The organism is Streptomyces xingningensis (assembly GCF_054957865.1).
Genome location: NZ_JBDJPF010000023.1, coordinates 54,931 through 81,454, shown reverse-complemented (window position 1 = coordinate 81,454; position 26,524 = coordinate 54,931). Strand labels below are relative to the sequence as shown.

The window sequence follows — 26,524 nt, the reverse complement described above, 5'->3', positions numbered from 1 at the left end:
GGAACTCCGCGCCATGGGGGACGCCCGATCGTGCGTGCGGGCGATTGTCAGTGGTGTACGGCAGCATCGGTCGGGTGAGAGGCTCGCCGACCATCCTGCACCTGGACATGGACGCCTTCTACGCTTCGGCGGAGCAGGCGGCGAAGCCGAGCCTGCGCGGGAAACCGGTCGTGGTCGGCGGCATCGGCCCGCGAGGAGTGGTGGCCACGGCTTCGTACGAGGCGCGTGCGTTTGGTGTCCACTCGGCGATGGCGACGGCCCAGGCCCGGCGGCTCTGCCCCAACGCCGCTTACCTCACGCCCAGGTTCTCCCTTTACCGCCAGGTCAGCGATGTGGTCATGCGGCTGCTCGGCGAGCTGTCGCCATTGGTGGAGCCACTGAGTCTGGACGAGGCCTTTGTGGACTTGGAGGCGGGTGGCATCGAGCCCTCCTCGGCGGTCGTACGGGCGGTGGGCGAGGGGTTGCGCCGGGACATCCGGGCGGCCACCGGGCTGACCGGGTCGGTGGGGCTCGCCGGATCCAAGATGCTCGCGAAGATCGCTTCGGAGCAGGCCAAGCCCGATGGACTCATGGTCATCGAGCCCGGCACCGAGCTGGAGTTGCTGGGCCCGATGTCGGTGCGAGCGATCCCGGGTGTCGGCCCGGCCACCGCCGAGGCCCTGCGCAGGGCCGGTATCCACACCGTGGCCGAGACGGCCGAGGCCGGCGAGGCGGAGCTGGTCCGGCTGCTCGGCAGGGCACATGGCGCGGGGCTGTACGCCCTGGCCACCGGTCATGACGAGCGCCCCGTGGTGGCGGAGCGGGATGCCAAGTCCGTCTCGGTCGAGGACACCTTCGCCGAGGACCTGACCGATCGCACCCGGGTGCAGTTCGAGATCGCACGTCTCGCGGACCGCTGTGTCCAGCGGCTCAGGGCCGCCGGCCGGTCCGGCCGCACGGTCGTCATCAAGGTGCGGAGCTATGACTTCTCCACGCTGACCCGCTCGGAGACGCTGCGCGGCCCGACCGACGACCCCGCCGTGGTGCGGGAGGCCGCCGCCCGGCTGATCGACTCGGTGGACACCACGGCCGGAGTGCGATTGCTGGGAGTCGGCGTCAGTGGGCTCGCCGACTACACCCAGGAGGACCTCTTCGCCCAGGCGGCCGGCGACGCTGCCGAGGCAGGCCCACCGGAGGCCGTGGACGTCCGGGCGGAAGAGGAGGCCGGCGCCGCGCCGCGGCCCCGCCAGTGGCTGCCCGGGCTGGATGCGCGGCATGCCGAGTACGGGGCCGGATGGGTGCAGGGAAGCGGGGTCGGCAAGGTCACCGTGCGGTTTGAAGTGCCCTGGTCCGGCCCGGGGCGGGTGCGTACGTTCGCGGTCGACGACCCGGCGCTCGAGCCCGCGGACCCACTGCCGCTGATACGGCCCGCGGAGGCTCAGCCGCCCGGGCCGCCGCCCTCACCGGACAGCGATGAGGCCGACTGCGGGGCGCCCCACGACGGGAGGTCCAGCCGGTAGTGATGGTAGAGCTGCAACTCCTGCTCGGCGGAGAGATGTCGGCCGACCCCGAAGCCGGGGGCCTCCTTGATCAGCGCCCGCTCATAGGGGATGCGCAGTGTGCCGTCGACGATCTCGCTCGGCTCCAGCGGCACAAAGGCGTCCCGGCCGAACAGGCCGGTGCGTACGGCCGCCCACTCCGGTTCTCCGGTCGCATCGTCCAGATACACCTCGTCCACCGTGCCGATCTTCGCGCCGTCACGGTCGTATGCCTTGCGGCCGATCAGGCCGCGGGGGTCGATATCGGTCTGCACCTGTCCTCCCATGGGTCGCACCTGCCCCTTGGGTTATCTCGAGGGCTCGCCCGGAAGCTTCCGGACACCCCCGAAAACCACGAAAAGCCACAAAACAAGAAGTGGCCACTCGGGAAAGCCACTCGGAGCCCCGCTGGTAGGCTGGCGATTGGCCGCAGACCCCGTGCGGGAGAGTCCTCCAAAGGGCCCTGATGGGCATCGACGGAGGCGCCGAAGGAGCAAATCCTCCCCGGAATCTCTCAGGCACCCGTACCGCACGGACGAGGTCACTCTGGAAAGCAGGGCGGGCCTCGGTCGGGCACCATGCCGAGCCCCTCCTCACCGACGGTGAAAGCCGGGTTTCCGCGGCCCGGTGAAGCTCTCAGGTCGAGATGACAGAGGGGGAGGCCGTCCGGGTACCCGCGCCGTGGTACCCCTCGCAGGTCGCAATGACCAGGAGGCCTCCGCAGATGACCGCCCACCGCATCGCCCTTTCCGACCTGGAGCGCGGCATTCCGTTCGCCGACCGCCACATAGGCCCCGACGGCGAAGCCCAGGCCAAGATGCTCGCCCAGGTCGGCTTCGGCTCGCTCGACGAGCTCACCGCCGCCGCCGTGCCGGACGTGATCAAGAGCACCGAGGCGCTCCGGCTGCCCGCTCCCCGTACCGAGGCCGAGGTCCTCGCCGAGCTGCGCACGCTCGCGGACCGCAACCAGGTGCTCGTCCCGATGATCGGGCTCGGCTATCACGGCACGTTCACCCCGCCGGTGATCCTGCGCAATGTCATGGAGAATCCGGCCTGGTACACGGCCTACACGCCCTACCAGCCGGAGATCTCCCAAGGGCGTCTCGAGGCGCTCCTCAACTTCCAGACCGTCGTCGCCGACCTGACCGGACTGCCCACCTCCGGCGCCTCCCTGCTTGACGAGGGCACCGCGGCCGCCGAGGCGATGGCGCTCTCCCGCCGGGTCGGCAAGGTCAAGAACGGCGTCTTCCTCATCGACGCCGACACCCTGCCGCAGACCATCGCCGTCATCCGGACCCGGGCCGAACCCACCGGTGTCGAGGTCGTCGTCGCCGACCTCTCGGCGGGCATCCCCGACGAGATCGCCGAGCGCGGCGTCTTCGGCGTGCTGCTCCAGTACCCCGGCGCCTCCGGCGCCGTCAGGGAGCTCCGCCCGGTCATCGAGCGCGCCCATGAGCTGGGCGCGGTCGTCACCGTCGCCGCCGACCTGCTCGCGCTCACCCTGCTCACCCCGCCCGGCGAACTGGGCGCCGACATCGCCGTCGGCACCAGCCAGCGCTTCGGCGTCCCGATGGGATTCGGCGGCCCGCACGCCGGATTCATGGCCGTACGCGAGCAGTTCGCCCGCAGCCTCCCCGGCAGACTCGTCGGAGTCTCGGTCGACGCGGACGGCAACAAGGCATACCGCCTGGCGCTGCAGACCCGCGAGCAGCACATCCGCCGCGAGAAGGCCACCAGCAACATCTGCACCGCCCAGGTGCTGCTCGCCGTCATGGCCGGGATGTACGCGGTCCACCACGGGCCGGACGGCCTCGCCACCATCGCCCGCCGCGCCCACCGCTTTGCCACCCTGCTTGCCGAGGGGCTGCGCGCCGGCGGCGTCGAGGTCGTGCACGGCTCCTACTTCGACACCCTCACCACCCGGGTGCCCGGCCGGGCGGCCGAGGTGGTGGCGGCGGCCCGCGAACGGGGCGTCAATCTGCGCCTGGTGGACGCCGACCGGGTCGGCATCGCCTGTGACGAGACCACCACCCGGGCCCATCTCGCCTCCGTATGGGCCGCGTTCGGCGTGACGGCCGATGTGGCGGCGCTCGACGCGACGGTCGCCGAGGCACTTCCCGAGAGTCTGCTGCGCCGCTCCGACTACCTCGCCCATCCGGTCTTCCACCAGCACCGTTCCGAGACCGCGATGCTGCGTTATCTGCGCCGGCTCGCCGACCGCGACTATGCGCTGGACCGGGGCATGATCCCGCTCGGCTCCTGCACCATGAAGCTCAATGCCACGACCGAGATGGAGCCGGTCACCTGGCCGGAGTTCGGCGCGCTGCACCCCTTCGCCCCGGTCGAGCAGGCCGCGGGTTACCTCACGCTCATCGGTGAACTCGAGGAGCGGCTGGCCGAGATCACCGGATATGACAAGGTGTCCCTCCAGCCGAACGCCGGCTCGCAGGGCGAGTTGGCGGGGCTGCTGGCCGTACGGGCGTACCACCGCGCCAATGGGGACCTCCAGCGCACCGTCTGCCTCATCCCCTCCTCCGCGCACGGCACCAATGCCGCCAGCGCCGTGATGGCCGGCATGACGGTCGTCGTGGTCAAGACCGGTGAGGACGGAGAGGTCGACGCGGCGGATCTGCACGCCAAGATTGAGAAGCACCGTGACGAGCTGGCGGTGCTGATGGTCACCTACCCCTCCACGCATGGCGTGTTCGAGGAGCACATCAGTGACATCTGCGCCCTGGTGCACGAGGCGGGCGGTCAGGTGTATGTGGACGGGGCCAACCTCAACGCCCTGGTCGGCGTGGCCAAGCCGGGCGAGTTCGGCGGCGATGTCTCGCATCTGAACCTGCACAAGACCTTCTGCATCCCGCACGGCGGCGGCGGGCCGGGCGTCGGCCCGGTCGGCGTCCGCGCCCACCTGGCCCCGTACCTGCCCAACCACCCGCTGCAGCCCGCCGCGGGGCCGGTGACCGGTGTCGGGCCGATCTCGGCCGCGCCGTGGGGTTCCGCCGGGATCCTGCCAATCTCCTGGGCGTACGCACGCCTGATGGGCGGTGCGGGACTCAAGCGCGCGACCCAGGTGGCGGTGCTCGGGGCCAACTACATCGCCAAGCGTCTGGAACCGCACTACCCCGTGCTCTACACCGGCCCGGGCGGGCTGGTCGCGCATGAGTGCATCATCGACCTGCGGCCGCTCACCAAGGCGACCGGGGTGAGCGTGGACGATGTCGCCAAGCGGCTGATCGACTATGGCTTCCACGCGCCGACCATGTCGTTCCCGGTGGCCGGCACGCTGATGATCGAGCCGACCGAGAGCGAGGACCTTGCCGAGCTGGATCGTTTCTGTGAGGCGATGATCGCGATCCGCGCCGAGGTCGAGAAGGTCGGCTCGGGGGAGTGGGACAAGGACGACAACCCCCTGCGCAACGCGCCGCACACCGCGGCGTCGGTGGCCGGGGCATGGGAGCACTCGTACGGCCGTGACGAGGCAGTCTTCCCGGCGGGAGTGTCGGCGGCCGACAAGTACTGGCCGCCGGTGCGTCGTGTCGACGGTGCCTATGGCGACCGCAACCTGGTGTGCTCCTGCCCTCCGCTGGAGGAGTACGAGGGCTGACGTGCGTCGGGGCCGGCCCGGCGACCTCGCCGGGGCGGCCCCTCGGTGTTCCGTGCGTCGTCCTGCCGCGGCGCCGTCAGGCCGCGGTCACCACGTGTTCGGTGCCCAGCGGACGGTGCGGGTCGATGATCCGGCCGTCCGGCAGCAGCTCACCGGTGTCCTCGAAGCAGAGGACGCCATTGCACAGCAGGCTCCAGCCCTGTTCGGGGAAGTGCGCCACGAGATGGGCGGCTTCCCGGTCGGCGGAGTCGGCTGACGGGCACGCGGGCTGGTGCTGGCACATGGGAGGGTACTTTCGCTGGGATGTCGGTGATGCTGTCGCTGTGCTGCGGCTCGATGCGGTGGTCATGCCGCCCCCCGTTGCGATTCTGTCGGTCGGTCCCAGTGTTGCCCTACGGGCGTGATTCCGCAGGGATTTCACGTCAGCGGTCCTCACTGGGGAAGGACGCGTCACCCATGCGGGCGGTTGCCGTCAACCCGGCTGTCTCTTCGGGGGGTTCGGACCGCCGTGGCGGGCTAGTCCGATGGGGGGTACCTCTGTCCGTTCGGGGGGAGGGCGTCACCCTGCGTCCCCGGGCCGCGGGGCGCTCCCGGGATGTCTCAGGCCGAGGTCCGGAGCAGCGGTGCGGAGGTGAGCCGGAGGGTGAGGACGGGCAGCAGGTCGGCGAACCGGTGCGGACGGTGCGCGGCGATGCCCGGCGGGGCGGGCGCGAGTGGCACCAGCAGGTCTCCGGGGGCGGGTAGTCCGGATGCCGCGTCGGCGGTGAGATCGCCGTGCAGCCAGAGGGTGAGCATATAGAGGCCGGGGACGGACAGCAGGCGGGGCTGGTAGGGCGTCGTCAGCGACTCGGCCTGCCGAAGGGCGCGTTCGGTGGAGGCGACGTACGGCCCTTCGAAGAAGTGGGAGAACGCCCAGCCGTCCGGCGTCAGCATGGTCTCGCCCGCCGCCACCGCGTTATCGCCCGCCTTGATCAGGAAGCGCCATCCGGTGAGCCGGGTGCGGGGGGCCTTGCCGTCGGCGGCGCCGTGCTCCAGGACGTGCACGGGCAGCGGGAGTTCGCAGGTGAGCGGCCCCTGTGCGGACTTCAGGGATGGAGTGCGCGTCTCCCGGACTGCGGTGGGGGAGCCGAGGGCCGTGACGATGCTGCGGAGGGCAGGCGCGGGGGCAGGGAGTACGTGCAGCGGCATGATGGGTCGCCTCTCACTTCGGAGACACGTTGGTGCTGGGCAAGGTGACGACGCTGTCGGCGTGCGGGGTCAGAGGGGAGCCGGGGACCGACTGCCGGGGCGCCTGCTCTCTGCCTCACCCCGGAGTTTATACGACACATGTTCACATGATGTTTCGGCTAGCTGTCGCCGGTATTTCTGGCAAGGAGAAATCCGGGCCATGTGCCGGGAGGATTTCGGTGATTTCATGCCGGGCATACGCGCCTGGCCTCAGATTCTTTCCCGGCGACGGTAGGCCGAAACTCATCGGTATTTATCGCCAGCGCAATGCATCGTCTCGATCGGCAGCGCCTTGCCATCGGAATGTGCCGGAGTGCACTTGGGGAGAGCCTAGCGGTTATGCGGTGACGGCGAGGCGTTTCGATCGCCTCGCCTGGGCATCATCGACCGTGACGAGAGCGGCCGGCGCCGCGGGCGACCCGCTTGAGGAGGGACGCTGTCATGGGTGAGAAGGTCGCGGCCGAGGGGTTCGACCTGGCCGACCGGCAGCGCCACCGGGACAAGCTCCGGCAGTGCCTGGAAGGGCTGACGAGGCTGCTGGAGGAGAAGCGTTTCGACCGCCCTCGCAATCTGGTGGGATTGGAGATCGAACTGAATCTCGCGGGCTCCGACGGCATGCCGAGGATGATGAATGCAGAGGTGCTGGAGCGTATTGCGAGCCACGATTTCCAGACCGAACTCGGGCAGTTCAACCTGGAAGTGAACATTGTGCCGCACCGGTTGTCGGCGCGGGTTCTCGACCAGCTTGCCGAGGAGTTGCGCACGGGCCTCGCCTATGCCGACCGAAAGGCCCGGGAAGTCGGTTCCCGAATAGTGATGATCGGGATTCTGCCGACCCTCGCACAGGCGGACCTGGTGCCCGCGAACTTCTCCGCCGCCGACCGCTACATGTTGCTGAACGAACAGGTCGTCGCCGCTCGGGGCGAGGACTTCACCATCGACATCGCCGGGGTCGAACGGCTGACCTGCACCGCGCGCTCCATCTGTCCCGAAGCCGCCTGCACCTCCGTCCAGTTGCACCTCCAGGTCACCCCGGGCCGGTTCGCGGCCGTGTGGAACGCGGCCCAGTCCATCGCCGCCGTACAGATCGCGGTGGGCGCCAACTCCCCCTTCCTCTTCGGGCGCGAGCTGTGGCGAGAGTCCCGCCCGCCGCTGTTCGTCCAGTCCACCGACACCCGCCCGCCGGAGCTGCAGGCGCAGGGCGTACGGCCGCGTACCTGGTTCGGGGAGCGCTGGATCGATTCCGCGTATGAGCTCTTCGAGGAGAACCTCCGCTACTTCCCGCCGCTGCTGCCGGTCTCCGGTGACGAGGATCCGCTGCGGGTGCTGGACGAGGGCGGGGTGCCGCGACTGGAGGAACTCACCCTGCACAACGGAACGGTCTACCGATGGAACCGCCCCGTCTACGGGATCGCCGACGGGATCCCCCATCTGCGCGTGGAGAACCGGGTGCTGCCGGCCGGCCCCACGGTCACCGATGTCATCGCCAACACCGCCTTCTACTACGGCCTGATCCGGGCGCTCGCGGAGGAGCCACGGCCGGTGTGGACGCGGCTGCCGTTCGCGATCGCCGCGCACAACTTCGATGTCGCCTGCCGGCATGGCATCGACGCCGTCCTGCGCTGGCCGAAGGCGGGCCGCAACGGCACCCTGTTGCGCATGCCGGCCGTACGGCTCATCCGGGAGGAGCTGCTGCCGCTGGCGGCCGTCGGGCTCGATGCCTGGGGCGTCGAGCCGGCCGACCGCGACCGCTACCTCGGGGTCATCGAGGGCCGTTGCCGCTACCGCGTCAACGGGGCGTCGTGGCAGGCCGCCACCTATCACCAGGCGCTGGAACGAGGGCTGGACCGGGACCACGCCCTGGCCGCCACCACCCGCCGCTACTGCGAACTGATGCGGACGGGAGAGCCGGTCCACACCTGGCCGACCGGCCTCGCCGGCTGACACGGCCGCACCCCCTGTCGTACCGGCGCCGGGTCGTCGGGCAAGCTGTGACGACCGTGGTGTCCGCCGGGGCCACCCAAACGACTTGGGGAACGCGCCTCTCCTCACGTATGAGGGCGGGAGGAGAAAAGGAGACAGCTGTGCGGCAGAACGCCCAAGGCGGTACGGCCTCCCGGCCCGGGGTGCCCGCCGTGCCGCCCGCCGGCCCCGGCCTGTCGCGGCGGACGCTGCGGTCCGAGACTCTGCTGGTGCTGGCGCTGTCGCTCGGGGCCAGCGCGGTGTCGGCGCTGATCAGCTTTGTCGGCGCGGCCACCCGGCCGGGCGGGCTCAAGGAGCAGGCCGCCAGACTCAACTCCTCCCATGCCCCCGGACGGCCGTGGCTGGACCTCTCCTGGCAGCTCTTCGGCATCGCGACCGCCCTCGTCCCCGTCTTCCTGGTGGCCCATCTGCTGCTGCGCGAAGGCGCCGGCCTGCGATCCATCGGCTTCGACCGCCGGCGGCCGGGCTTCGACCTGGGACGGGGCGTGGCGGTCGCGGCGGCCATCGGCGGCACCGGACTGCTCTTCTACCTGGCGGTACGAGCAGCCGGATTCAACCTCACCGTGGTGCCGGAGTCGCTGCCCGATGTGTGGTGGAAGATCCCAGTGCTGATCGCCTCGGCCGTGCAGAACGCCGCGCTGGAAGAGGCGGTGGTCGTCGGCTATCTGCTGCGCAGGCTGGACCAGTTGGGCTGGACGCCCACGGCCGCGCTCGCGGCGAGCGCGGTGCTGCGCGGCTCCTACCACCTGTACCAGGGGATCGGCGGCCTCGTCGGCAACATGGTGATGGGCGTGGTCTTCGTCCTGCTCTACCGGCGCTGGGGCCGGGTCGGGCCGCTGGTGGCAGCGCATGCGCTGATCGACACCGTGGCCTTCGTCGGCTATGCGCTGCTCGCGGGCAAGGTGGGCTGGCTGCCCACGGCCTAGCGGCTCAGGCGAGCAACTCGCCGTCGATGACGGTGACGGCGGAACCGGTCAGCAGGGTGCGGTCGCCGCGCAGCGCCGTCCGTACCAGGCCGGTGCGGGCGGACGCCTGAAGGCCCGTCAACTCGGCGCGGTCCAGCCTGGCGGACCAGAAGGGGGCCAGGGCGGTGTGCGCGCTGCCGGTCACCGGGTCCTCGTCGACGCCGACGTTCGGGAAGAAGCAACGCGAGACGTAGTCGTAACCGCGTGCCGGGTCCTCGGCCGCGGCGGTGACGATGATGCCGCGGTGCGACCACCGGCCGAGCGCACGGATGTCGGGGGCCAGGGCCCGGACGGTCTTCTCGTCGGCGAGCTCGACCAGTAGGTCGCCGATGTGGCGGCCGGTGTCGTGGACGCTCAGCGGCCGGGCGCCCAATGCCTCCGCCAGACCGGCAGGGGCATCGGCTCCGGTGAGCGGCGAGGTCGGGAAGTCCAGGGTGATCGAACCGTCCTGGTGCGCCGTCGCGGCGAGGACGCCGCAGCGGGCGGTGAAGCGCACGGTGCCGGTGGCCAGGCCCATGGTGTGCAGGACATGTGCCGTGGCCAGCGTGGCATGTCCGCACATGTCCACCTCCGTCGTGGGGGTGAACCAGCGCAGCGCCCAGTCGGCGTTCGGGTCACCGGCCGGCTGCCGATGGGCGAACGCGGTCTCGGAGAGGTTGACCTCGGCGGCTGTCCGCTGCAGCCGGTCGTCCTCGGGGAATCCTCCGGAGTCCAGGAGTACGACCCCTGCGGGGTTGCCGGCGAACGGGCGGTCGGTGAAGGCGTCGACGATTCGGATTCGCATGGCCTGGACGCTAGGTGACCGCAAAAGCGCAGGCCAAGGCCAATTCGCGACACGTGGACCGATGAGCCGGCGCCACCTCTTGCGAACCGATCGGTTCCGATATATCGTTGACGCATCGCGAAAGGTCGATGATAAGAGGAGAAGACATGACGCGTTCCCATGGACATGAGCATCACCGCTCCGACCGGCCCGGTTGGGGCGATCGTGGCGGGCGGCGGGCCTTCGGGTCGTTCGGCCCTCCTTTCGGCGGGCCGCCCTTCGGGGGGCCGTTCGGCGGCCGCGGGCGCGGCGGACCGGGCGGCAGGGCCCGGCGCGGCGATGTGCGTGCCTCGATCCTGGCGCTGCTGGCGGACCGCCCGATGCATGGGTACGAGATGATCCGCGAGATCGCCGAGCGCAGCGGGGGCACCTGGAAGCCGAGCCCCGGTTCGGTCTACCCCACGCTCCAGCTGCTGGAGGACGAGGGTCTGATCACCAGCGCGAGTGAGGGCGGCAAGAAGCTGTTCACGCTCACCGAGGAAGGCCGCGCCGAGGCCGCCGCGGGGTCGAAGGCCCCCTGGGAAGAGGTCGGGCGCGGAGTCGACTGGGAGACGATGCAGGAGATCCGGCAGGCCGGCGTCGGGCTGATGGAGGCCTTCGGCCAGGTCTGGCGGACCGGCAGTGCCGAGCAGCGCGAGAAGGCCCTCGCAGTCGTCAATGAGTCGCGCAAGAAGCTGTATCTGATCCTTGCCGAGGAAGGCTGAGACCGGGGCGAAGTGCGGGTGTCCACACGGCATGTGGTGCGGACACCCGCGCAGCGCGTCCCTGAGGCCGGTCCGGCCTCCCTCCTCCTCAAGGAGGACAGCTCGTCCGCCCGTGCCCAACCGGGGTGGGACATACGAATGCTTCCCCCCGGGGATGCCGAGGACGGCCTGGGACTGATGGGGTAGGAAGGTGCAAAGCCGTACACCTGACACCGGACAGGCGGACGCGGCGCCCGCAAGACCGCTGAGCATGGCGCTGGCGTCGGCGGTCGCCGGCTCCCGCAGACGCGCCCTGCGCGATGCTGACCGGCAGGTCGACACCGCCCACCTGCTGCATACGCTGCTCGAGGCCGACCCCGAGGTCCGGGAGGCCCTCCCCGGTGGCCCGGCCCAGGTCGCACGGCTGCTCGGCTACCTCGTCCAGCGCTCCATCGGCTATGGGCTGCGCTGGCACGCCACCGTGGAGGACTCCGGTGCCCTGCCCGTACTCACCGACGGTGCCCTGCCCGGCTGGTCGCCCGCCGCCACTGCCGCCATGGCCCGGGCCCGCGCCCGGGCCGGTGCCCGGAGCTCCGGCCGGGTGGAAGGCCTCGACCTGTTCGCCGCCCTGGTGCGTGATCGCCGGTGCCGTGCGGTCGATGTGCTGCACCGGGCCGGCGTCGACACGGCGGCCCTGCTGGCGCGCCTCGACGGCCATGAGCGGGCTGCCATGAGCAAAAGAGGTGACGGTCCTGACGGCAGGTGACATGATGCCGCGATGCAGACAACTCAGGGGAGGGGTGCGGCGCTGGGGCTCGCCCTGGTCTCGGCGCTCGCGTTCGGCGGATCGGGGGTGGCGGCCAAGCCGCTGATCGAGGCGGGCCTGGACCCCCTCGACGTGGTGTGGCTGAGGGTGACGGGGGCGGCCCTGGTCCTGCTGCCCGTCGCCTGGCGGCATCGCGCGCTGGTGGTCCGTCGCCCCGCGCTGCTCGCGGGCTTCGGGCTGCTCGCCGTCGCGGGCGTACAGGCCTGCTACTTCGCGGCCATATCCCGGATACCGGTCGGCGTCGCCCTGCTGGTCGAGTATCTGGCGCCCGCGCTGGTGCTCGGCTGGGTGCGTTTCGTCCAGCGGCGGCCGGTGAGCCGTGCCGCGGCCGTGGGCGTGGTGCTCGCCGTCGGCGGGCTCGCCTGTGTGGTGGAGGCCTGGTCGGGGCTGGGCTTTGACGCCGTGGGTCTGCTGTTCGCGCTCGGTGCGGCGTGCTGCCAGGTGGGCTACTTCGTCCTGTCCGACCACGGAAGCGATGACGAGGAACCCGCCGACCCGCTCGGGGTCGTGGGGTACGGACTGCTGGTCGGCGCCCTGGTGCTGACCGTGGTCGCCCGCCCCTGGGACCTGCACTGGGCGCTGCTCGCCCGGCCCGCCGAGCTGAACGGCGTCCAAGTACCCGCGGCGGCGCTGCTGGGCTGGATCGTGCTGATCGCGACGGTGGCGGCCTATCTGACCGGAGTGCTCTCCGTGCGACGGCTTTCTCCGCAGGTGGCCGGGGTGGTGGCCTGCCTCGAGGCGGTCATCGCCACCGTGCTCGCCTGGGTGTTGCTCGGCGAGCGCCTCGGCGCGCCGCAGCTGGCGGGCGGCGCGACGGTACTGCTGGGCGCGCTGATCGCACAGACCTCCACGCCGAAGTCGGCCACCGGAGGGGATCCGGTGGCCGGCGGTGCGGGGCTACGGGCGGGTGCGGACGGGGAGTTGTCCGGCAGGTCCCTGTCGGCCTAGGAGAGGTCTAGGGGGTGTCCGGGGTGTTCCGGCCGCGGAGGCCGGTGAGATAGGCCGGGACGGGGATGCCGGGAGCCAGGTCGTCCGCCGGGACGGGTGCGCCGTATGCGGTGGCCACGGGAATGACCCCGCTCCAGTGCGGGAGGGCGACATCCTCCGGGTCGTCCCCGGGCCCGGCCGCCCGGACCTTGGCGGACACCTCGTCGAGGCCGATGTGCAGCACCGCCGTGGCCGCCAGCTCCTTGGCGCTCGGCGGGCGTGAGTCCGCGGCCCGGCCGGGTACGACCTGGTCGACGAGCGCGGCGAGGGCGGTGGTCAGCTCCGCGGCGTCGGTGACGGGGCGGGCCGTGCCGTGCACCACGACGGATCGGTAGTTGAGCGAGTGGTGGAAGGCGGAGCGGGCCAGCACCAGGCCGTCGACATGGGTGACGGTGAGGCAGACCGGCATGCCCGGATCCTCCGCCTGCCCGGCCGCGCGCAGCGGGGCGGAGCCCGTCGAACCGTGCAGGTAGAGGTTCTCGCCGATGCGTCCGTAGAGCGTGGGCAGGACGACGGGGGCCCCGTCGCGGACGAAGCCGAGGTGGCAGAGGTGGCCCGCGTCGAGTATCGAGTGGATCAACTCGCGGTCGTAGGACGTGCGGTCGCGGTAGCGGGTGGGGGTGGTGCGCTCGGTCCGTTCGTACTGCCCATGGCTCTCGGAAGAAGACGAAGAAGGCATTGCGTTCCCCATTGCACTAGTGCATACTCTGTTTTGTGTCAGGAGAATATCCGATCGAAGGTCGTTGTGGTGAGAGGTCTCATGTCGGGGGGCGCCTCATCGAGGGGCGTCGCGCAGCGGAGATCTCCGCGAGCGTGGAGCGCGCCGTCGGTTCCGGCCGGCTCGCTCCCGGGGAACTGCTTCCTCCCATGCGGGAGTTGGCGGTGGAGCTGGGCGTCAATCCCAATACCGTCGCGGCCGCCTACCGCGCTCTGCGCGACCGCGGGGTGATCGAGACGGCCGGGCGCCGCGGCAGCCGGGTGCGGCAGCGGCCGGCGAGCACCTCGCGCGAACTGATCGGGGTGGAAGCCGGTGAGGGCGTACGGGACCTCTCCACGGGCAACCCCGATCCGGCGTTGCTGCCCGAGCTCGGCGATGCCCTCGCCGCGGCGGCCGAACGTGCCCGCCGGCGCCCGGTGTTGTACGGGGCACCCGCCGTCGACACCGAGCTGGAGCGGCTGGCCCGTGCGGCCTTCGGCGCGGAGGGCGTGCCGGACGGCCCGCCGGCGGTCACCTCCGGAGCGCTGGATGGCATCGAGCGGGTGCTGGCCGCTCATCTGCGGCCGGGGGACGCGGTCGCCGTGGAGGATCCGGGCTGGGGCAGCCTCCTTGATCTCATTCCCGCCCTCGGTCTGCGAGCCGTTCCCGTGGCTCTGGACGACGACGGCCCCCTGCCCGAGGCGGTCGACCACGCCTTGCGGCAGGGAGCTCGCGCTCTTGTCGTCACCGGCCGGGCGCAGAACCCCACGGGGGCGGCCATCGGCGAGACCCGTGCCGAGGAGCTGCGCGCTGTTCTGTCCGGACACTCCCAGGTGCTGCTGATCGAGGACGACCACGGTCATGACATCGTCGATCTGCCCCTGTATCCGCTCGCCGGAGTCACCGAGCACTGGGCGCTGGTGCGCTCGGTCGCCAAGGCGTATGGGCCGGATCTGCGGCTGGGGGTGCTCACCGGCGATGTGGTGACGGTGGACCGGGTGCGCGGGCGGCAGCGCCTGGGACCCGGCTGGGTCAGCCATGTGCTGCAGGACACCGTGCTGCACCTCTGGCGATCCGGCGCGGTGGAGGCGGCGACGGTCGCCGCGTCCTATGGCAGACGCCGCGATGCCCTGGTGCGGGCGTTGGGAGAACGGGGGATCACGGCGTATGGGCGCAGCGGAATGAATGTGTGGCTGCCGGTGCCGGACGAAACCGGGGCCGTGGCCCGGCTGTTGCAGTCGGGGTGGGCGGTCGCGCCCGGTGCGCGGTTCCGGCTGGCCTCGCCACCCGGTGTGCGGGTGACGGTGTCGCCGCTGACCATGGAGGAAATAGGTCAGGTCGCGGACGCGCTGGCGTCCGCCACCGGACCGGTGCCCGCGGGGCGTTATGCCTGAGCAGGCTTCGACCGGCGTCTGTTCTGGGTGAGCGCCGCCCCGGCCAGCACGATCAGCGCTCCGACCGGGGTGTTCCAGGTGAGCTGCTCGCCGAGGATGGCGGCCCCGGCCGCGGTGGCGATGACCGGGATGAAATAGGTGGTCATGGTGGCCGTGGTCGGTCCGACCTCGGCGACCAGCCGGTACTGGACGAGCATGGCGAAGCCGGTGCCCAGCGCTCCAAGGGTGATGATCGCCAGGATCGGCATCAGATGAAGCGAGGTGGGCAGGGGAGCGGCCAGCGGGGCGGCAATGGCGAGTTGGGCGGTGCCGAGGAGCAACTGAGTGCCGCTCAAGGACAGATGGGAGTCGCCGGTGTCGGCCAGAGTGCGGCGCACATAGATCCAACCGACCGCATAGCTGGCGGAGGCCGTCAGTGCCATCGCGGTTCCGGCCGGGTCCTGCCCGGAGAAACCCTGCCAGGCCCCGAGCACGGTGAGGACGCCGATGAAACCGAGTCCAAGACCGGCGAACCGGCGCCGGGTCGGCCGGTCCTCGGAGAGCGCCACCAGGGAGAGCAGCATGCCCCACAGCGGCGTGGTGGCATTGCAGATGCCGGCCAGGGTGGAGGAGATGGTCAGTTCCGAGTAGGCGAACAGCGTGAAGGGGAGGGCGTTGAGGAGGAACGCCGCGACGGTCAGATGCCCCCAGGTGCGGGCGGAGCGCGGCAGCCGCTCGCGCTTGATGGCCAGGGCCGCGATGAGCACCGCCGTGCCGAAGAGCATGCGGCCGAAGGAGACATAGGGAGGGGCATAGCCATCGGTCCCCAGCTTCATAAAGAGGAAGCTGAAGCCCCAGACGAGGGAGAGGGCGCCGAACCGGACGCGCCAGTCCAGGGCGGGACGCCGCCGCCCGAGGACGTCGGCGGAGAGGGCCGTGCCGGAAGGCGATGACGAGGAGGGGGGTGAGGAAGGGCGGGACGCGGCGGTGGTGCTCATGGAATCACCATGGCGGATCACACCTATTAGGACAATCAAATAAATTTGGGCATTATCGCGTAGCATCGCTTACATGTTGAACCTGGACCGTCTTCGGACCCTCAGTGCCGTCGCCCGCCATGGTTCCGTCAGTGCCGCGGCCGATGGACTGCATGTGACGACCTCCGCGGTGTCGCAGCAGCTGGCCAAGCTGGAGCGGGAGACCGGCCAGCGGCTGTTGACGAAGCACGGCCGAGGGGTACGGCTGACCGATGCCGGGCGGCTGCTCGCCGAGCATGCCGCGCGCATCCTCTCCCAGGTGGAGCTGGCCCAGGCCGACCTCGAGGCCCAGCGTGGCCGGGCCGTCGGAGACGTCCTGCTCGGTGCCTTCCCCACGGCCGCCCGCGGCATGCTTCCCGCCGCGCTGGCCGAGCTGCGCGAAGCCCACCCCCAACTGCGCGCCAGGATGGAGGAGATGGACCCCGACGAGGGAGTACGGAAGGTGGAGCGCGGTGACATCGACATCGCCGTCGTCCTCGACTGGAACAACAAGCCGCTGCCGCTGCCGGACGGGCTGCACAAGGTCCTGCTCCTCGACGACCCCGCCGATGTCGCGGTGCCCGCCGGGCACCCGCTCGCGGGCCGCGAGGAGGTCACGCTGGAGGACTTCGCCGACGAGGATTGGGTCTCCTGGCCCCGGGGAGAGTTCTGCCACGACTGGCTGCTGTTCACCCTGCGCAGCAAGGGCATCGAACCCCGCATCTCACACATGGCCGACGAGCATCACACCCAGCTCACCCTGGTCGCCGCCGGGCTCGGCGTCGTGATCGCGCCCCGCCTCGGCCGGGGCCCGCTCCCGGACGGGGTCCGCATCATGCCCGTACGGCACACGATGTGCCGCCATGTCCATGCGATCTGGCGGACCGACGCGGACCGCAGGCCCTCGATCAGAGCGGCGGTCGGGGCACTGCTCAAGGCCGGGGCGGCCGTCGCCGGATAGCGCCGCACTACCGGGGCGGCCGCTTGCGGAAGTCCCAGGAGACCACCGTCTCCGGGGACAGCCGCAGCCATGCGTGGCGCCCGTCGTGCGGCATGGCCCGCGCCCCGAAGTACTTGGCGGCGAACAGCCGTTCAGGAGCACCGAGTTCCGGGCATTGCCCGCCGGTGCGCGGCACCTCGCCGACGACGGTGACCGGCCCGGCGAGCTCGGCGCCGCGCAGCTCCCCGTACTCCCGCCCGTCGTCCACCACCACCGCGACGCGGGCATCATGCCGCAGCTGGGCCCAACGCCTGCTGCGCACGAGGGAGTACAGCCACAACGCGTCTCCGTCCCACACAAACCACAGTGGCCCGATGTGCGGACGGCCGTCCCGGTCCACCGTCGCCACCCGGCAGATGCGCTGCCCGGTGAGGAAGGTGCCCAGTTCCTCCTCCGTCATCATGATCCGACGGCCGTTCCGTTGTGTTCCCGCCATCCCCGGGCCTCCTGACTGAATGTCAGAAATGGTGGACCCGGGTCCTCCCCGCCGCAAGGCCGGCCGCCGGCTGCTCAGCCCAGCGTGACGGAGTCGCCGCTCACCGAGATCTTCTCCTGTGACAGCGGCCGGGCGGCCGGTCCATGCCGCACACTGCCGTCCTTGATGTCGAACTTGCTGCCGTGACAGGGGCAGTTGATGGTCCCGCCCGACACGGTCCCGACCAGGCATCCCTGGTGGGTGCACACTGCCGAGAACGCCTTGAACTCGCCCTTCGTCGGCTGGGTCACCACCACCTTCCGACTGGCGAAGACCTTCCCGCCGCCCTCCGGGATGTCCGACGTCCGGGCCAGTGCCCCCTGGGCCGGTGCCTGGCTCTTCGGTGCCCGGCCGGTGGCCGTCGGCTGCTGTGGCGCGGTGCTCTGCTGCGACGCGGTGCTCTCGGGGTGCGTGCTCTTCTCGCCGCCACCCGACCCGCCGCACGCGGAGAGCGCGGCGGCCAGGCCGGCGGCTCCCGCCGTGACGACGGCGGTACGGCGGGTCGCACCCACCCGGGCCGCCCGTGGCGACGAAGACGAAGACGGTGATGAAGATGAAGATGATGAAAGGGTCATGCCCACTCCTCGGATGTACTTGCTGCCGGTCCTGCCGAAGACGGAAGGCCATACGCGACGGCCCGGCCCGGCGTTCAACTCCGTGCGCGGCCATTTTCGCGAGTCCGCGGTCCGCACCGCTGAGCGCCACGCGCCCGAAACACCGTCATCCCCGCAGTAACCTGGGGCGATGCTCCCCGAAGTCATCGCCACCCGGTATGTCACGCCCTTGCGTGAGGGTGGTTCGCTCCCCGGCATCGTCGAGGCCGACGATCTCGGCACCTATGTCATGAAGTTCACCGGAGCCGGACAGGGCCGCAAGACCCTGGTCGCCGAGGTCATCTGCGGGCAGCTGGCCCGACGGCTCGGCCTGCGCGTCCCGGACCTGGTGCGCATCCAGCTGGACCCCGTCATCGGCCGGGGCGAGCCGGACCCGGAGGTACAGGGGCTGCTGAAGGCCAGCGGGGGACTCAACCTCGGCATGGACTTCCTGCCCGGCGCTCTCGGCTTCGACCCGCTCGCCTTCGAGACCGATGCGGCCGAGGCCGGGCGCGTGGTGTGGTTCGACGCCCTCGTCGGCAATGTCGACCGCTCCTGGCGCAACCCCAATCTGCTGGTCTGGCATGGCGCGCTCTGGCTCATCGACCACGGCGCGACCATGATCTGGCACCACAACTGGCCGACCGCACAGGCCGCGGCCGCCCGCGGATACGACGCCTCCGACCATGTCCTGGCCACCTTCGACCCGGACCTCGCCGCCGCCGCGGCCGACCTGGCCCCGCAGGTCACCGAGGAGCTGCTGACCGAGGTCGTGGCCGACGTACCGGACGAATGGCTGGCCGGTGAGCCCGGCTTCGACGCTCCCGACGCCCTGCGCCGGGCCTATGTCGGGGTGCTGCTCGGGCGGGCCACCACCATCGGCGAACGGATCACGGTCGGCGAACGCAGCGGGGAAAAGCCCTCACAGGCGCCGGACTGGGTGCGGGTCAGGCTGAACAGGAAGACCGAGAAGTGATGACGCACAACGGACGCGAAGTCTTTGAATACGCGCTGCTGCGCGTCGTCCCGCGCGTCGAGCGCGGCGAGCAGATCAACGCCGGGGTGGTCGTCTACTGCCAGGCGCGATCCTTTGTCGCGGCCCGGGTCCACCTCGACGAGGCCCGCCTGCTGGCGCTCGACCCGACGGCGGACGTGGCGGGCGTACGGGCCGCGCTGCACGCGGTCGAGGGCGTGTGCGCCGGCGGGGACCGGGCCGGGCAGGCGGCCTGCGACGACGCCGGACGGCGGTTCCGCTGGCTGATCGCACCGCGCAGCACGGTCGTACAGCCCGGACCGGTGCACACCGGCCTGACCGCCGACCCGCAGGGCGAACCGGAGCGCCTGCTCGATCTGCTGGTCAGATGAGGTCGGTGCCCGTGCCATGGGCGTTGACAGCGGATGGCGCGGCTTCTAGCGTCTGATCGGCCAAGCTACTGAGCGGTTGCTCACCTGCGGTTTCCCGGGCGGTGAGCCACCTTCGAGGTGAGGAGAACCTGCATGTCCACCACCGAGCAGCGCGTAGCCCTGGTCACGGGCGCGGCCCGCGGCATCGGCGCCGCGACGGCCGTGCGCCTGGCCGAGGAGGGGCGCGCCGTGGCCGTTCTCGACCTCGACGAGGCGGCCTGCGCGGACACCGTGGAGAAGATCACGGCGGCGGGCGGCAAGGCGCTGGCGGTCGGCTGTGACGTCTCCGACTCCGCCCAGGTGGACACCGCCGTCGCCCGCGTCGCCGCCGGGCTGGGCGCGCCGTTGATCCTGGTCAACAACGCGGGTGTGCTCCGCGACAACCTGCTGTTCAAGATGAGCGACAGTGACTGGGACACCGTCATGAACGTGCATCTGCGCGGCGCGTTCCTGATGTCGCGGGCCTGTCAGAAGCACATGGTGGACGCCGGCTTCGGCCGCATCGTCAACCTCTCCAGCAGCTCGGCCCTCGGCAACCGGGGCCAGGCCAACTACGCCGCCGCCAAGGCCGGGATGCAGGGCTTCACCAAGACGCTCGCCAAGGAGCTCGGCAAGTTCGGCATCACCGCCAACTCCGTGGCGCCGGGCTTTATCGCCACCGATATGACGGCCGCCACCGCCGCCCGGGTCGGCATGGGCTTCGAGGACTTCCAGGCCGCGGCCGCGAGCCAGATCCCGGTGCAGCGGGTCGGGCAGCCCGGGGACATCGCCAACGCCATCGCCTTCTTCACCGGTGAGCAGGCCGGTTTTGTATCCGGCCAGGTCCTGTATGTGGCCGGTGGCCCGCTCAACTGACGGAGGAACACGGACAGATGGCAGCACAGGAGTGGGAGCCGACCGGACGCGTCGCCCTGGTCACGGGCGCCAGCCGGGGGATCGGCCGGGGGATCGCCGAGGCGCTGGTCGCCCGGGGCGACCGGGTGGTCATCACCGGCCGCAATGCGGAGGCCCTTGAGCAGGCGGTCGACAAGCTCGGCACCGACCGGGCGATGGGTGTGCCGGGCAAGGCCCATGACGAGGCCCACCAGGCGGTCGCCGTCGAGCGGGCCATGGAGGCCTTCGGCCGCATCGACTACCTGGTCAACAACGCCGGAACGAATCCGGTGTTCGGCCCGATCGCCGAGGTCGACCTCGGCGTCGTCCGCAAGGTCTTTGAGACCAATGTCGTCTCGGCGCTCGGCTTCGCCCAGCAGGTGTGGCGGGCCTGGCAGAAGGAGAACGGCGGGGCGATCGTCAATATCGCCTCCATCACCGGCCTCGCGGCCTCCCCCCTGGTCGGCGCCTATGGCATGAGCAAGGCCGCCATGGTCAATCTCACCCTGCAGCTCGCCCAGGAGCTGGCACCGGGGGTCAGGGTCAACGCGATCGCCCCCGCCGTGGTGAGGACCAGGTTCGCGGCCGCCCTCTACGAGGGGCGGGAGGCCGAGGCCATGGCGTCCTATCCGCTGGGACGGCTGGGTGAGCCCGAGGACATCGGGGGAGCGGCCGCGTTCCTGCTGTCCGATGCCGCGGGCTGGATCACCGGGCAGACGCTCGTCGTCGACGGGGGGCTCTTTCTGAACGCCGCGTTCTGAGCCCGGACGAGGACCGCGCGGCAAGCGTTGTCAGTGGGCGCCGGTAGGTTCTCTCCCGAGATCGGAACGAACCCCTGGAGGTTGCTGACGTGACCGTCACCGACGTGCTGCCCGAGTCCTGGCTCGGTGTCCTCGGCGAAGAGCTCGAGAAGCCCTACTTCAAGGAGCTCACCGCCTTTGTGGAGGAGGAGCGGGCCAAAGCGCCGGTGTATCCGCCGCGCGGGGAGGTGTTCGCCGCCCTGGAGGCCACCCCTTATGAGCGGGTGAAGGTCCTCATCCTGGGCCAGGACCCCTACCACGGCGCCGGGCAGGGGCACGGCCTGTGCTTCTCGGTCCGGCCCGGGGTCAGGACCCCGCCCTCGCTGCGCAACATCTACAAGGAGATGCGCGAGGAGCTCGGCTATGAGGTGCCGGACAACGGCTTCCTCATGCCCTGGGCCCGGCAGGGCGTCCTGCTGCTCAACGCGGTGCTCACCGTCCGGGGCGGCGAGCCCAACTCCCACAAGGGCAAGGGCTGGGAGAAGTTCACGGACTCCGTCATCCGTGCCGTGGCCGCCCGCCCCGACCCGGCCGTCTTCGTCCTGTGGGGCAACTATGCCCAAAAGAAACTGCCGTTGATCGACGAGGGGCGGCATACCGTCGTCAAGGGCGCCCACCCCTCGCCGCTGTCCGCAAAGAAGTTCTTCGGCAGCCGCCCCTTCACCCAGATCAATGAGGCGGTCTCGGCGCAGGGGCACCAGCCGATCGACTGGCGGATCCCGGACCTGGCCGTCTGACGGCTCAGCCCAGCTGGTGGCCGGGCTTGCGGCCCGCTATGCGGTGGGTGAGGGCTCAACGCCCGTACACCTGGCGGCAGATCCGTGACGCATCGCTGCCCTGCTGCCAGCGGCCATAGGTCTCGCCGAGCCCGCACACGCCCGTACGCGCCGGCGGTGCGGGAGCCGGGCGCCGGGGTTCGGGGGCAGGCCGGGGATCGGCGTGCTGGGCCGGTGGGGGAGGCGCGGGCGCCTGGGGTGGTGGCGCCTCGTGGACCGGCCCGGGCGCGGGCGGCGCCTGGTGGTCCGGTTCCCTGACCGGCTCGGTGCGGTCCGGCACCGGTGCGGCCGGGTGACCCACCGGGGCGGGGGGCTCGGCCGGGGCCGGATCCCCCGCGGCCGGGCTCCGGGACGGCTCCGGCTGCCCGGTCCGCGCCCCGGGGGACGCGGAGTTCGCTTCCGGTGCGGGCTCCCGCCCGGTACCGGTCAGGGACTCGCGCGCGGGACGCTGACCGATGCGCGGTCCGGTCACCCGGGAGGCGGCGGGACCGGCGGGCGGGGGAGCGTGCGAGGAGAGGGCGACACAGCCGACGGCGGACGTCATGGTCACCACCACCAGGGCCGCCACTGCGGGCATACGGTGCACCCGCCCAACCATGCGGCAGCGAACGCGCGTTGGGAACTCCCCGCAGGGGTGACGTGGAATCCCCGCCACTGCTGCGCGCCGTCCACCACCCGGTTCACTCTCCGGTCGCGCCGTCGATCCGTTCGCGCAGCAGATCGGCGTGACCGTTGTGCCGCGCATACTCCTCGATCATGTGGACGTAGATATAGCGCAGATCGTAGGAGGCGCCGTTCCGCGGCCGGCCGAGGCCTATGTGGTCCAGCGGCCTCCCGGCCGCCGCCTCCCGGGCCGCGGCGATCTCCTCGTCATCGCCCGGGAGGCGCGCCATCCCTTTTGCGGCCCGGGACCGGCCGGGAGTCCGTCGTACGCCCACACGTATGCTGCCCCCAAGCGACACATCCGAGGAGGATCAGTGAAGATCGGTTGCATTGGGCTCGGGGACATCGCGCAGAAGGCGTATCTGCCCGTCCTCATGTCCCTGCCGGGTCTTGAGCCGCATCTTCAGACCCGCACCCCGGCCACTCTGCACCGGGTCGCGGAGGCCCACCGGGTGCCGGAGGCACACCGTCACACCGACCTCGACTCGCTGCTCTCGGCCGGTGTCGACGCGGCGTTCGTCCATGCGCCGACCGCCGCGCACCCCGAGATCGTCACCCGCCTGCTGGAGGCGGGAGTACCCGTCTATGTGGACAAGCCCCTGGCCCGTGACCTCGCCGAGAGCGAGCGGCTGGTCCAACTGGCCCGGCGGCGGCGGGTCTCGCTGACCGTCGGCTTCAACCGCCGCCATGCCCCCGGCTATCTGCAGTGCCAGGATCATCCGCGCGACCTGATCCTGATGCAGAAGAACCGGGTCGGCCTCGCCGAGACTCCGCGGTCCCTGGTGTTCGACGACTTCATCCATGTCGTCGACACGCTGCGGTTCCTGGCGCCGGGCCCCATCGGCCACCGGGATGTGCGGGCCAGGGCCCGGGAGGGGCTCGCCCACCATGTGGTGCTGCAGCTCTCCGGCGACGGATTCACCGCCGTGGGCATCATGAACCGGATGAGCGGCTCCACCGAGGAGATCCTGGAGGTCTCGGGCCAGGACTCCAAGCGGCAGGTCCTCAACCTGGCCGATGTGGTGGACCACAAGGGTCAGCCGACCGTCCGCCGGCGCGGCGACTGGGTGCCGGTGGCCCGGCAGCGCGGCATCGAGCAGTCCGTCCGGGCCTTCCTCACTGCGGTCGGGGAAGGCCGGACACTGGACGCCGAAGACGCCCTGCGCACCCATGAACTGTGCGAGTGGATCGTCAACGAGGTGGAGCGGCAGGCCTCTTGACGAACCGTCGGGTGGACTCGGCGACACCCCACCCGGCGAGCGCGGCCAGGGAGCCGTAGACGGCCCAGTCGCCGGTCCGTACATAGGGACTGGTTCCCCGGGCCAGCGGTACCTCATAGACGGCGGACGCGCTGCGGCCGGTGCCCAGCCGGCTGCCGACCATCCGGCCCCGCGGGTCGGCCACCGTGCTCACGCCGGTCAGGGTGGCGTGCACCATCGGCCGCCAGGTCTCGGCGGCCCGCAGCGCCGCCAGCGAGGCATGCTGGCCGGGTGCCCAACTGTGCTGGAAGGTGGCGGTCGAGGACTGGGCGACCAGCACCTGGGCGCCCATCCGGGCGAGTTGCCTGCTCATATCGGGAAAGGCCGATTCAAAGCACACCAGCGGACCGACGCGCAGACCCGCACCGCTCCCGGCGGGCAACCGCATCACCACCTGCCGGGTCCCGCGCTTGCGGTCCTCGCCCGCCGCCTTGCCCACCGAGGTGGCCCAGCCCAGCACCGAACGCGCCGGTACGTATTCGCCGAACGGCACCAGCCGCATCTTGTCGTAGCGGTCCCCGGTCGGCCCGTCCGGTCCGACCAGCACCGAACTCTTGAAGATCCCCCGCTGGTCCGGGCGCCGGGCGTCGACATTGACCAGCAGATCCGCACCGACCGTACGGGACAGCGCGGCCAGCCGCGCGCGCAGGTCGGGCCGCTGTCCCAGATCCGAGCCGACGCCGCTCTCGCCCCACACCACCAAGTTCACCCGCCGCCCGGCCAGTTCACGGGTGAGCGCCTCCTCACGGTCGAAGCGCCGCCGTACACTGTCGCTCCCGCCGAGCACTCCGGGCTGGACGAGCGCGATCCGCGCCGTGCCCGCGGACCGCGGCAGTGGCGCCCAAAGCCACACCCCGGCCACCACCGCCGCACAGACGAGCAGGGCGGAGAGCGCGGTGCTCCGCCCCCGAGGCACCGAAATCAGCACGGCCAGCGCGGTGTTGACGGCGACCAGCAGAAAGCTCACCAGCCAGATGCCTCCGACCGAGGCGAGCCGCAGCGCGGGCGGGACCTGCCACTGGCTCGCGCCCAACAGCCCCCAGGGGCCGCCCAGATACTCCCAGGAGCGGACGAGTTCCACCGTCAGCCAGCCCGACGGCACCAGGACCAGCGCCGCCGCGACCCGGCCGGGCCCCGGGGAACCGCCCAGCAGCCGTCGTACCAGGAGGCCCCAGGGAGCCCACAACAGCCCCAGCAGCGCGGCCAGTACCAGGATGAAGACATGCAGGCTCGGTAGCAGCCAGTGGTGCACCGCGAGCAGGAACCCGGCGCCGCCCAGCCAGCCCTCCAGTGCCGCACGGCGGTTGGCGGCGGCCGAGCGCACCAGCAGCAGCCAGGGCACCAGGGCCACCGGGGCCAGCCACCACAGCGACGGCTCGGGAAAGGCCAGCGCGGGCAGCGCACCCAGGACAGGCGCCGCGATGACCCGCCTCCGTGCAGCGGCGGAGAACAACCCCCGCCGCCCCGGCCGCGATTCCTCCACCATGCGCCGCTCCCTCGTTCCGGACCCGCTCCCGCCCCGCTTCGGGCGGACACCAGTGTGCGGCAGGTGTCGGATCGAGCACAGAGTGCGACGGCAGCGACACGCTGGGATCCGGGGCAATGGGAGGACGCCGTGAAAGGGCGCATGCACAGAAGTGGTAGCGCCCCCTTCGATCGCCAGCACACCATACGCGCGAGCGGGATCCAGCCATATGCGGCGGGTCCGGATATCGGTCGGTGGGGAGTCCAAAACCCCGACAACGGCGTGCAATTTTCAGCCTTTCCGGTCGCTACGTAATGCAATAACGCCTCAATTTGGTCTAAAGTGAAGTGAAATGATCCCGACGATGCACGCCAGAAAGGCGCACGGCGGTACGTAACGTGGGTTATCGGCGGTAGGCCGTGGGCAGGTACCGGGCAAAACTGGACAGTAATGCTGGTCGTCTGTTGCCGGGGGGCGGCGTGACTCGCACGTGTGATCAAACAGCAATCCAGTTGCCGCCGGGGGCCGATGAGGTGGCCTTCCGAACCCGACTTCCCCGTCCATCTGTCCACCGACAGCCGATGTCTCGGAGGGATCCCATGGACAACCTTGTTGCAGAGGTGACCACTGCTTCGGATGCGGTGTGTGATGAGCCCCCGGTGCCCTCGTACTACTCCCGGAAGACCGCGGACATCCTGCACAAGTACGGCCCCGGGCCCCGAATCCACTTCCATGTGGGGATGTTCGAGGCGGGCGCCACCCCGAACACCACGGTCTCCCAACGGGTCATCAGAGACCGGCTCCGGGCATCACAGGAGGCGGCACTCGACTGCGCCGCCCACAGCTGGGGGGTGCCCGAGAACCCGCCCGCCCAGCTCTTCGACATCGGCTGCGGCCTGGGCGGCGGGTCCATCTACTGGGCCCAGGAATACGGTTGCACGGTCACCGCCATCACGGTCACCGCGAAACACGTCCCCGTGATGGCCGACCTGGTCCGGCAGGCGGGGGTGGAGGATCAGGTCACCCCGGTCCTCGGGGACATCCACGACCTGTGCGAGGAACGCACCTACGACGCCGCGGTGGCGATCGAGAGCTCCGGATACATGGATCGCGAGCGGCTGTTCACCGTGGTCGCCAAGGCGCTCAAGCCCGGTGGCTGGTTCGGCATCCAGGAGCACTTCCTGTGCCGCCCCGAGTGGACGGCGTTTATCGACGGGTACTACAAGACCCGCCTGGGAACGTTCGCGGAGTACATCGCGGCCGCCCGCTCGGCCGGCTTCGAACTGGAGCAGGACGAGGACATCACCGACCGCGTGGCGGAGTTCTGGGTCCAGTCCATGGCCTGGTCCACGGCGGAACTGGACCGGATGGAGCGCACCGACGCGGTGTCCCCGATCGCCCGTGACCGGCTGCTGGAATCCGCGCTCACCCATGGGAAGTTGTTCCGGGTGTGGCGGGATCATGCCATCGAGACACGGCTGTTGCTCTTCCGGCTGGAAGGCAGGTGAC

26 protein-coding genes, 1 pseudogene and 1 riboswitch are annotated in these 26,524 nt (G+C 70.9%); of the genes and pseudogenes, 16 read left to right on the top strand and 11 right to left on the bottom strand.

All coding sequences use genetic code 11. The features are described 5' to 3' along the window. The first annotated feature begins 74 nt into the window (after positions 1-74). On the top strand, positions 75-1,499 hold the full coding sequence (locus ABCR83_RS14665; RefSeq protein WP_462695415.1) for a DNA polymerase IV: 1,425 nt from the start codon (positions 75-77) through the stop codon (positions 1,497-1,499). Here the strand turns inward: ABCR83_RS14665 and ABCR83_RS14660 are convergent. After that, positions 1,418-1,792: a PRC-barrel domain-containing protein gene (locus ABCR83_RS14660; RefSeq protein WP_462695425.1), complete on the bottom strand. Its 375-nt coding sequence runs from the start codon at positions 1,790-1,792 to the stop codon at positions 1,418-1,420. The genes ABCR83_RS14665 and ABCR83_RS14660 overlap by 82 nt on opposite strands. A gap of 156 nt (positions 1,793-1,948) precedes the next feature. After that, positions 1,949-2,057, top strand: a riboswitch (glycine riboswitch). A gap of 184 nt (positions 2,058-2,241) precedes the next feature. Between ABCR83_RS14660 and gcvP the strand changes: the two genes are divergently transcribed. Continuing rightward, positions 2,242-5,127, top strand: coding sequence for an aminomethyl-transferring glycine dehydrogenase (gene gcvP, locus ABCR83_RS14655; RefSeq protein ID WP_462695414.1), 2,886 nt, complete (start codon positions 2,242-2,244; stop codon positions 5,125-5,127). A gap of 76 nt (positions 5,128-5,203) precedes the next feature. Here the strand turns inward: gcvP and ABCR83_RS14650 are convergent, their stop codons facing one another. Then, positions 5,204-5,410 carry a DUF5999 family protein gene (locus ABCR83_RS14650; RefSeq protein ID WP_462695413.1) on the bottom strand — a complete coding sequence of 69 codons (207 nt, stop codon included), beginning with the start codon at positions 5,408-5,410 and terminating at the stop codon, positions 5,204-5,206. Positions 5,411-5,727: 317 nt separating this feature from the next. Next, complete coding sequence (locus ABCR83_RS14645; RefSeq protein WP_462695412.1) at positions 5,728-6,315, bottom strand: hypothetical protein; 588 nt, start codon at positions 6,313-6,315, stop codon at positions 5,728-5,730. A gap of 480 nt (positions 6,316-6,795) precedes the next feature. On the opposite strand from ABCR83_RS14645, the gene ABCR83_RS14640 reads away from it, so the two are divergent. Together ABCR83_RS14640 and ABCR83_RS14635 are read left to right on the top strand one after the other, a co-directional pair. Continuing rightward, a complete protein-coding gene (locus ABCR83_RS14640; protein ID WP_462695411.1) occupies positions 6,796-8,298 on the top strand; it encodes a glutamate--cysteine ligase in 1,503 nt (500 codons plus the stop codon). A 140-nt stretch (positions 8,299-8,438) separates the two neighbouring features. Continuing rightward, positions 8,439-9,263, top strand: a complete 825-nt coding sequence (locus ABCR83_RS14635; RefSeq protein ID WP_462695410.1) for a CPBP family intramembrane glutamic endopeptidase — start codon at positions 8,439-8,441, stop codon at positions 9,261-9,263. A 4-nt stretch (positions 9,264-9,267) separates the two neighbouring features. Here the strand turns inward: ABCR83_RS14635 and ABCR83_RS14630 are convergent, their stop codons facing one another. Further along, positions 9,268-10,086 carry a PhzF family phenazine biosynthesis protein gene (locus tag ABCR83_RS14630; RefSeq protein WP_462695409.1) on the bottom strand — a complete coding sequence of 273 codons (819 nt, stop codon included), beginning with the start codon at positions 10,084-10,086 and terminating at the stop codon, positions 9,268-9,270. 146 nt (positions 10,087-10,232) lie between these two features. Between ABCR83_RS14630 and ABCR83_RS14625 the strand changes: the two genes are divergently transcribed. From ABCR83_RS14625 to ABCR83_RS14615, 3 genes are all read left to right on the top strand, one after another. Further along, the gene (locus tag ABCR83_RS14625; RefSeq protein WP_462695408.1) at positions 10,233-10,829 is read left to right on the top strand and encodes a PadR family transcriptional regulator; all 597 of its coding nucleotides are present in this window, start codon (positions 10,233-10,235) and stop codon (positions 10,827-10,829) included. A gap of 190 nt (positions 10,830-11,019) precedes the next feature. After that, on the top strand, positions 11,020-11,574 hold the full coding sequence (locus tag ABCR83_RS14620; protein WP_462695407.1) for a Clp protease N-terminal domain-containing protein: 555 nt from the start codon (positions 11,020-11,022) through the stop codon (positions 11,572-11,574). A gap of 12 nt (positions 11,575-11,586) precedes the next feature. After that, positions 11,587-12,582, top strand: coding sequence for an EamA family transporter (locus ABCR83_RS14615; protein ID WP_462695406.1), 996 nt, complete (start codon positions 11,587-11,589; stop codon positions 12,580-12,582). A gap of 7 nt (positions 12,583-12,589) precedes the next feature. Here the strand turns inward: ABCR83_RS14615 and ABCR83_RS14610 are convergent, their stop codons facing one another. After that, positions 12,590-13,312: a pyridoxamine 5'-phosphate oxidase family protein gene (locus tag ABCR83_RS14610; protein WP_462695405.1), complete on the bottom strand. Its 723-nt coding sequence runs from the start codon at positions 13,310-13,312 to the stop codon at positions 12,590-12,592. A gap of 41 nt (positions 13,313-13,353) precedes the next feature. Here ABCR83_RS14610 and ABCR83_RS14605 point away from each other — a divergent pair, with 41 nt between their 5' ends. Continuing rightward, positions 13,354-14,712 carry an aminotransferase class I/II-fold pyridoxal phosphate-dependent enzyme gene (locus ABCR83_RS14605; RefSeq protein WP_462695424.1) on the top strand — a complete coding sequence of 453 codons (1,359 nt, stop codon included), beginning with the start codon at positions 13,354-13,356 and terminating at the stop codon, positions 14,710-14,712. On the opposite strand, the gene ABCR83_RS14600 is transcribed toward ABCR83_RS14605, so the two are convergent. Continuing rightward, positions 14,703-15,689: a DMT family transporter gene (locus ABCR83_RS14600; protein ID WP_462695404.1), complete on the bottom strand. Its 987-nt coding sequence runs from the start codon at positions 15,687-15,689 to the stop codon at positions 14,703-14,705. The genes ABCR83_RS14605 and ABCR83_RS14600 overlap by 10 nt on opposite strands. 73 nt (positions 15,690-15,762) lie before the next feature. Between ABCR83_RS14600 and ABCR83_RS14595 the strand changes: the two genes are divergently transcribed. Beyond that, on the top strand, positions 15,763-16,668 hold the full coding sequence (locus tag ABCR83_RS14595; protein ID WP_462695403.1) for a LysR family transcriptional regulator: 906 nt from the start codon (positions 15,763-15,765) through the stop codon (positions 16,666-16,668). A 7-nt stretch (positions 16,669-16,675) separates the two neighbouring features. Here ABCR83_RS14595 and ABCR83_RS14590 read toward each other — a convergent pair whose 3' ends face one another. Both ABCR83_RS14590 and ABCR83_RS14585 read right to left on the bottom strand, forming a co-directional pair. Beyond that, the gene (locus tag ABCR83_RS14590; protein ID WP_462695402.1) at positions 16,676-17,143 is read right to left on the bottom strand and encodes a pyridoxamine 5'-phosphate oxidase family protein; all 468 of its coding nucleotides are present in this window, start codon (positions 17,141-17,143) and stop codon (positions 16,676-16,678) included. Positions 17,144-17,217: 74 nt separating this feature from the next. Then, positions 17,218-17,694, bottom strand: a complete 477-nt coding sequence (locus ABCR83_RS14585) for a Rieske (2Fe-2S) protein (RefSeq protein ID WP_462695401.1) — start codon at positions 17,692-17,694, stop codon at positions 17,218-17,220. A gap of 232 nt (positions 17,695-17,926) precedes the next feature. On the opposite strand from ABCR83_RS14585, the gene ABCR83_RS14580 reads away from it, so the two are divergent. The 5 genes from ABCR83_RS14580 (at position 17,927) to ABCR83_RS14560 (ending at position 21,589) form a co-directional block, all read left to right on the top strand. Then, positions 17,927-18,751: a HipA family kinase gene (locus ABCR83_RS14580; protein WP_462695400.1), complete on the top strand. Its 825-nt coding sequence runs from the start codon at positions 17,927-17,929 to the stop codon at positions 18,749-18,751. Continuing rightward, positions 18,751-19,140, top strand: coding sequence for a DUF3037 domain-containing protein (locus ABCR83_RS14575; protein ID WP_462695399.1), 390 nt, complete (start codon positions 18,751-18,753; stop codon positions 19,138-19,140). The genes ABCR83_RS14580 and ABCR83_RS14575 overlap by 1 nt, the downstream gene beginning before the upstream one ends. Before the next feature lie 132 nt (positions 19,141-19,272). After that, entirely contained in the window at positions 19,273-20,034 is a 762-nt protein-coding gene (gene fabG, locus ABCR83_RS14570; RefSeq protein ID WP_462695398.1) for a 3-oxoacyl-ACP reductase FabG, read from the top strand. A gap of 17 nt (positions 20,035-20,051) precedes the next feature. Further along, positions 20,052-20,813 carry an SDR family oxidoreductase gene (locus ABCR83_RS14565; protein WP_462695397.1) on the top strand — a complete coding sequence of 254 codons (762 nt, stop codon included), beginning with the start codon at positions 20,052-20,054 and terminating at the stop codon, positions 20,811-20,813. Positions 20,814-20,902: 89 nt separating this feature from the next. Beyond that, complete coding sequence (locus ABCR83_RS14560) at positions 20,903-21,589, top strand: uracil-DNA glycosylase (RefSeq protein ID WP_462695396.1); 687 nt, start codon at positions 20,903-20,905, stop codon at positions 21,587-21,589. Positions 21,590-21,644: 55 nt separating this feature from the next. Here ABCR83_RS14560 and ABCR83_RS14555 read toward each other — a convergent pair whose 3' ends face one another. Next, entirely contained in the window at positions 21,645-22,205 is a 561-nt protein-coding gene (locus ABCR83_RS14555; RefSeq protein WP_462695395.1) for a hypothetical protein, read from the bottom strand. Positions 22,206-22,308: 103 nt separating this feature from the next. Beyond that, positions 22,309-22,494: pseudogene (locus ABCR83_RS14550) on the bottom strand (mycothiol transferase); the annotation flags it as partial. A 111-nt stretch (positions 22,495-22,605) separates the two neighbouring features. On the opposite strand from ABCR83_RS14550, the gene ABCR83_RS14545 reads away from it, so the two are divergent. Beyond that, positions 22,606-23,511, top strand: coding sequence for a Gfo/Idh/MocA family protein (locus tag ABCR83_RS14545; protein WP_462695394.1), 906 nt, complete (start codon positions 22,606-22,608; stop codon positions 23,509-23,511). Here ABCR83_RS14545 and lnt read toward each other — a convergent pair. Beyond that, entirely contained in the window at positions 23,483-25,036 is a 1,554-nt protein-coding gene (gene lnt, locus ABCR83_RS14540; RefSeq protein WP_462695393.1) for an apolipoprotein N-acyltransferase, read from the bottom strand. The genes ABCR83_RS14545 and lnt overlap by 29 nt on opposite strands. A 578-nt stretch (positions 25,037-25,614) precedes the next feature. Between lnt and ABCR83_RS14535 the strand changes: the two genes are divergently transcribed. Then, positions 25,615-26,523, top strand: a complete 909-nt coding sequence (locus ABCR83_RS14535; RefSeq protein WP_462695392.1) for an SAM-dependent methyltransferase — start codon at positions 25,615-25,617, stop codon at positions 26,521-26,523. Position 26,524: the final 1 nt, after the last annotated feature.

Bases quoted from the DNA above. Each gene is read 5' to 3' on its own strand.
- ABCR83_RS14625 (WP_462695408.1), top strand. From the start codon at position 10,233: ATGACGCGTTCCCATGGACATGAGCATCACCGCTCCGACCGGCCCGGT.
- ABCR83_RS14535 (WP_462695392.1), top strand. From the start codon at position 25,615: ATGGACAACCTTGTTGCAGAGGTGACCACTGCTTCGGATGCGGTGTGT.
- ABCR83_RS14595 (WP_462695403.1), top strand. From the start codon at position 15,763: ATGTTGAACCTGGACCGTCTTCGGACCCTCAGTGCCGTCGCCCGCCAT.
- ABCR83_RS14590 (WP_462695402.1), bottom strand. From the start codon at position 17,143: ATGGCGGGAACACAACGGAACGGCCGTCGGATCATGATGACGGAGGAG.
- ABCR83_RS14575 (WP_462695399.1), top strand. From the start codon at position 18,751: ATGACGCACAACGGACGCGAAGTCTTTGAATACGCGCTGCTGCGCGTC.
- ABCR83_RS14555 (WP_462695395.1), bottom strand. From the start codon at position 22,205: ATGCCCGCAGTGGCGGCCCTGGTGGTGGTGACCATGACGTCCGCCGTC.
- ABCR83_RS14580 (WP_462695400.1), top strand. From the start codon at position 17,927: ATGCTCCCCGAAGTCATCGCCACCCGGTATGTCACGCCCTTGCGTGAG.
- ABCR83_RS14565 (WP_462695397.1), top strand. From the start codon at position 20,052: ATGGCAGCACAGGAGTGGGAGCCGACCGGACGCGTCGCCCTGGTCACG.
- ABCR83_RS14615 (WP_462695406.1), top strand. From the start codon at position 11,587: ATGCAGACAACTCAGGGGAGGGGTGCGGCGCTGGGGCTCGCCCTGGTC.
- gcvP (WP_462695414.1), top strand. From the start codon at position 2,242: ATGACCGCCCACCGCATCGCCCTTTCCGACCTGGAGCGCGGCATTCCG.
- ABCR83_RS14600 (WP_462695404.1), bottom strand. From the start codon at position 15,689: ATGAGCACCACCGCCGCGTCCCGCCCTTCCTCACCCCCCTCCTCGTCA.
- ABCR83_RS14630 (WP_462695409.1), bottom strand. From the start codon at position 10,086: ATGCGAATCCGAATCGTCGACGCCTTCACCGACCGCCCGTTCGCCGGC.
- ABCR83_RS14650 (WP_462695413.1), bottom strand. From the start codon at position 5,410: ATGTGCCAGCACCAGCCCGCGTGCCCGTCAGCCGACTCCGCCGACCGG.
- ABCR83_RS14640 (WP_462695411.1), top strand. From the start codon at position 6,796: ATGGGTGAGAAGGTCGCGGCCGAGGGGTTCGACCTGGCCGACCGGCAG.
- ABCR83_RS14610 (WP_462695405.1), bottom strand. From the start codon at position 13,312: ATGGGGAACGCAATGCCTTCTTCGTCTTCTTCCGAGAGCCATGGGCAG.
- ABCR83_RS14645 (WP_462695412.1), bottom strand. From the start codon at position 6,315: ATGCCGCTGCACGTACTCCCTGCCCCCGCGCCTGCCCTCCGCAGCATC.
- lnt (WP_462695393.1), bottom strand. From the start codon at position 25,036: ATGGTGGAGGAATCGCGGCCGGGGCGGCGGGGGTTGTTCTCCGCCGCT.
- fabG (WP_462695398.1), top strand. From the start codon at position 19,273: ATGTCCACCACCGAGCAGCGCGTAGCCCTGGTCACGGGCGCGGCCCGC.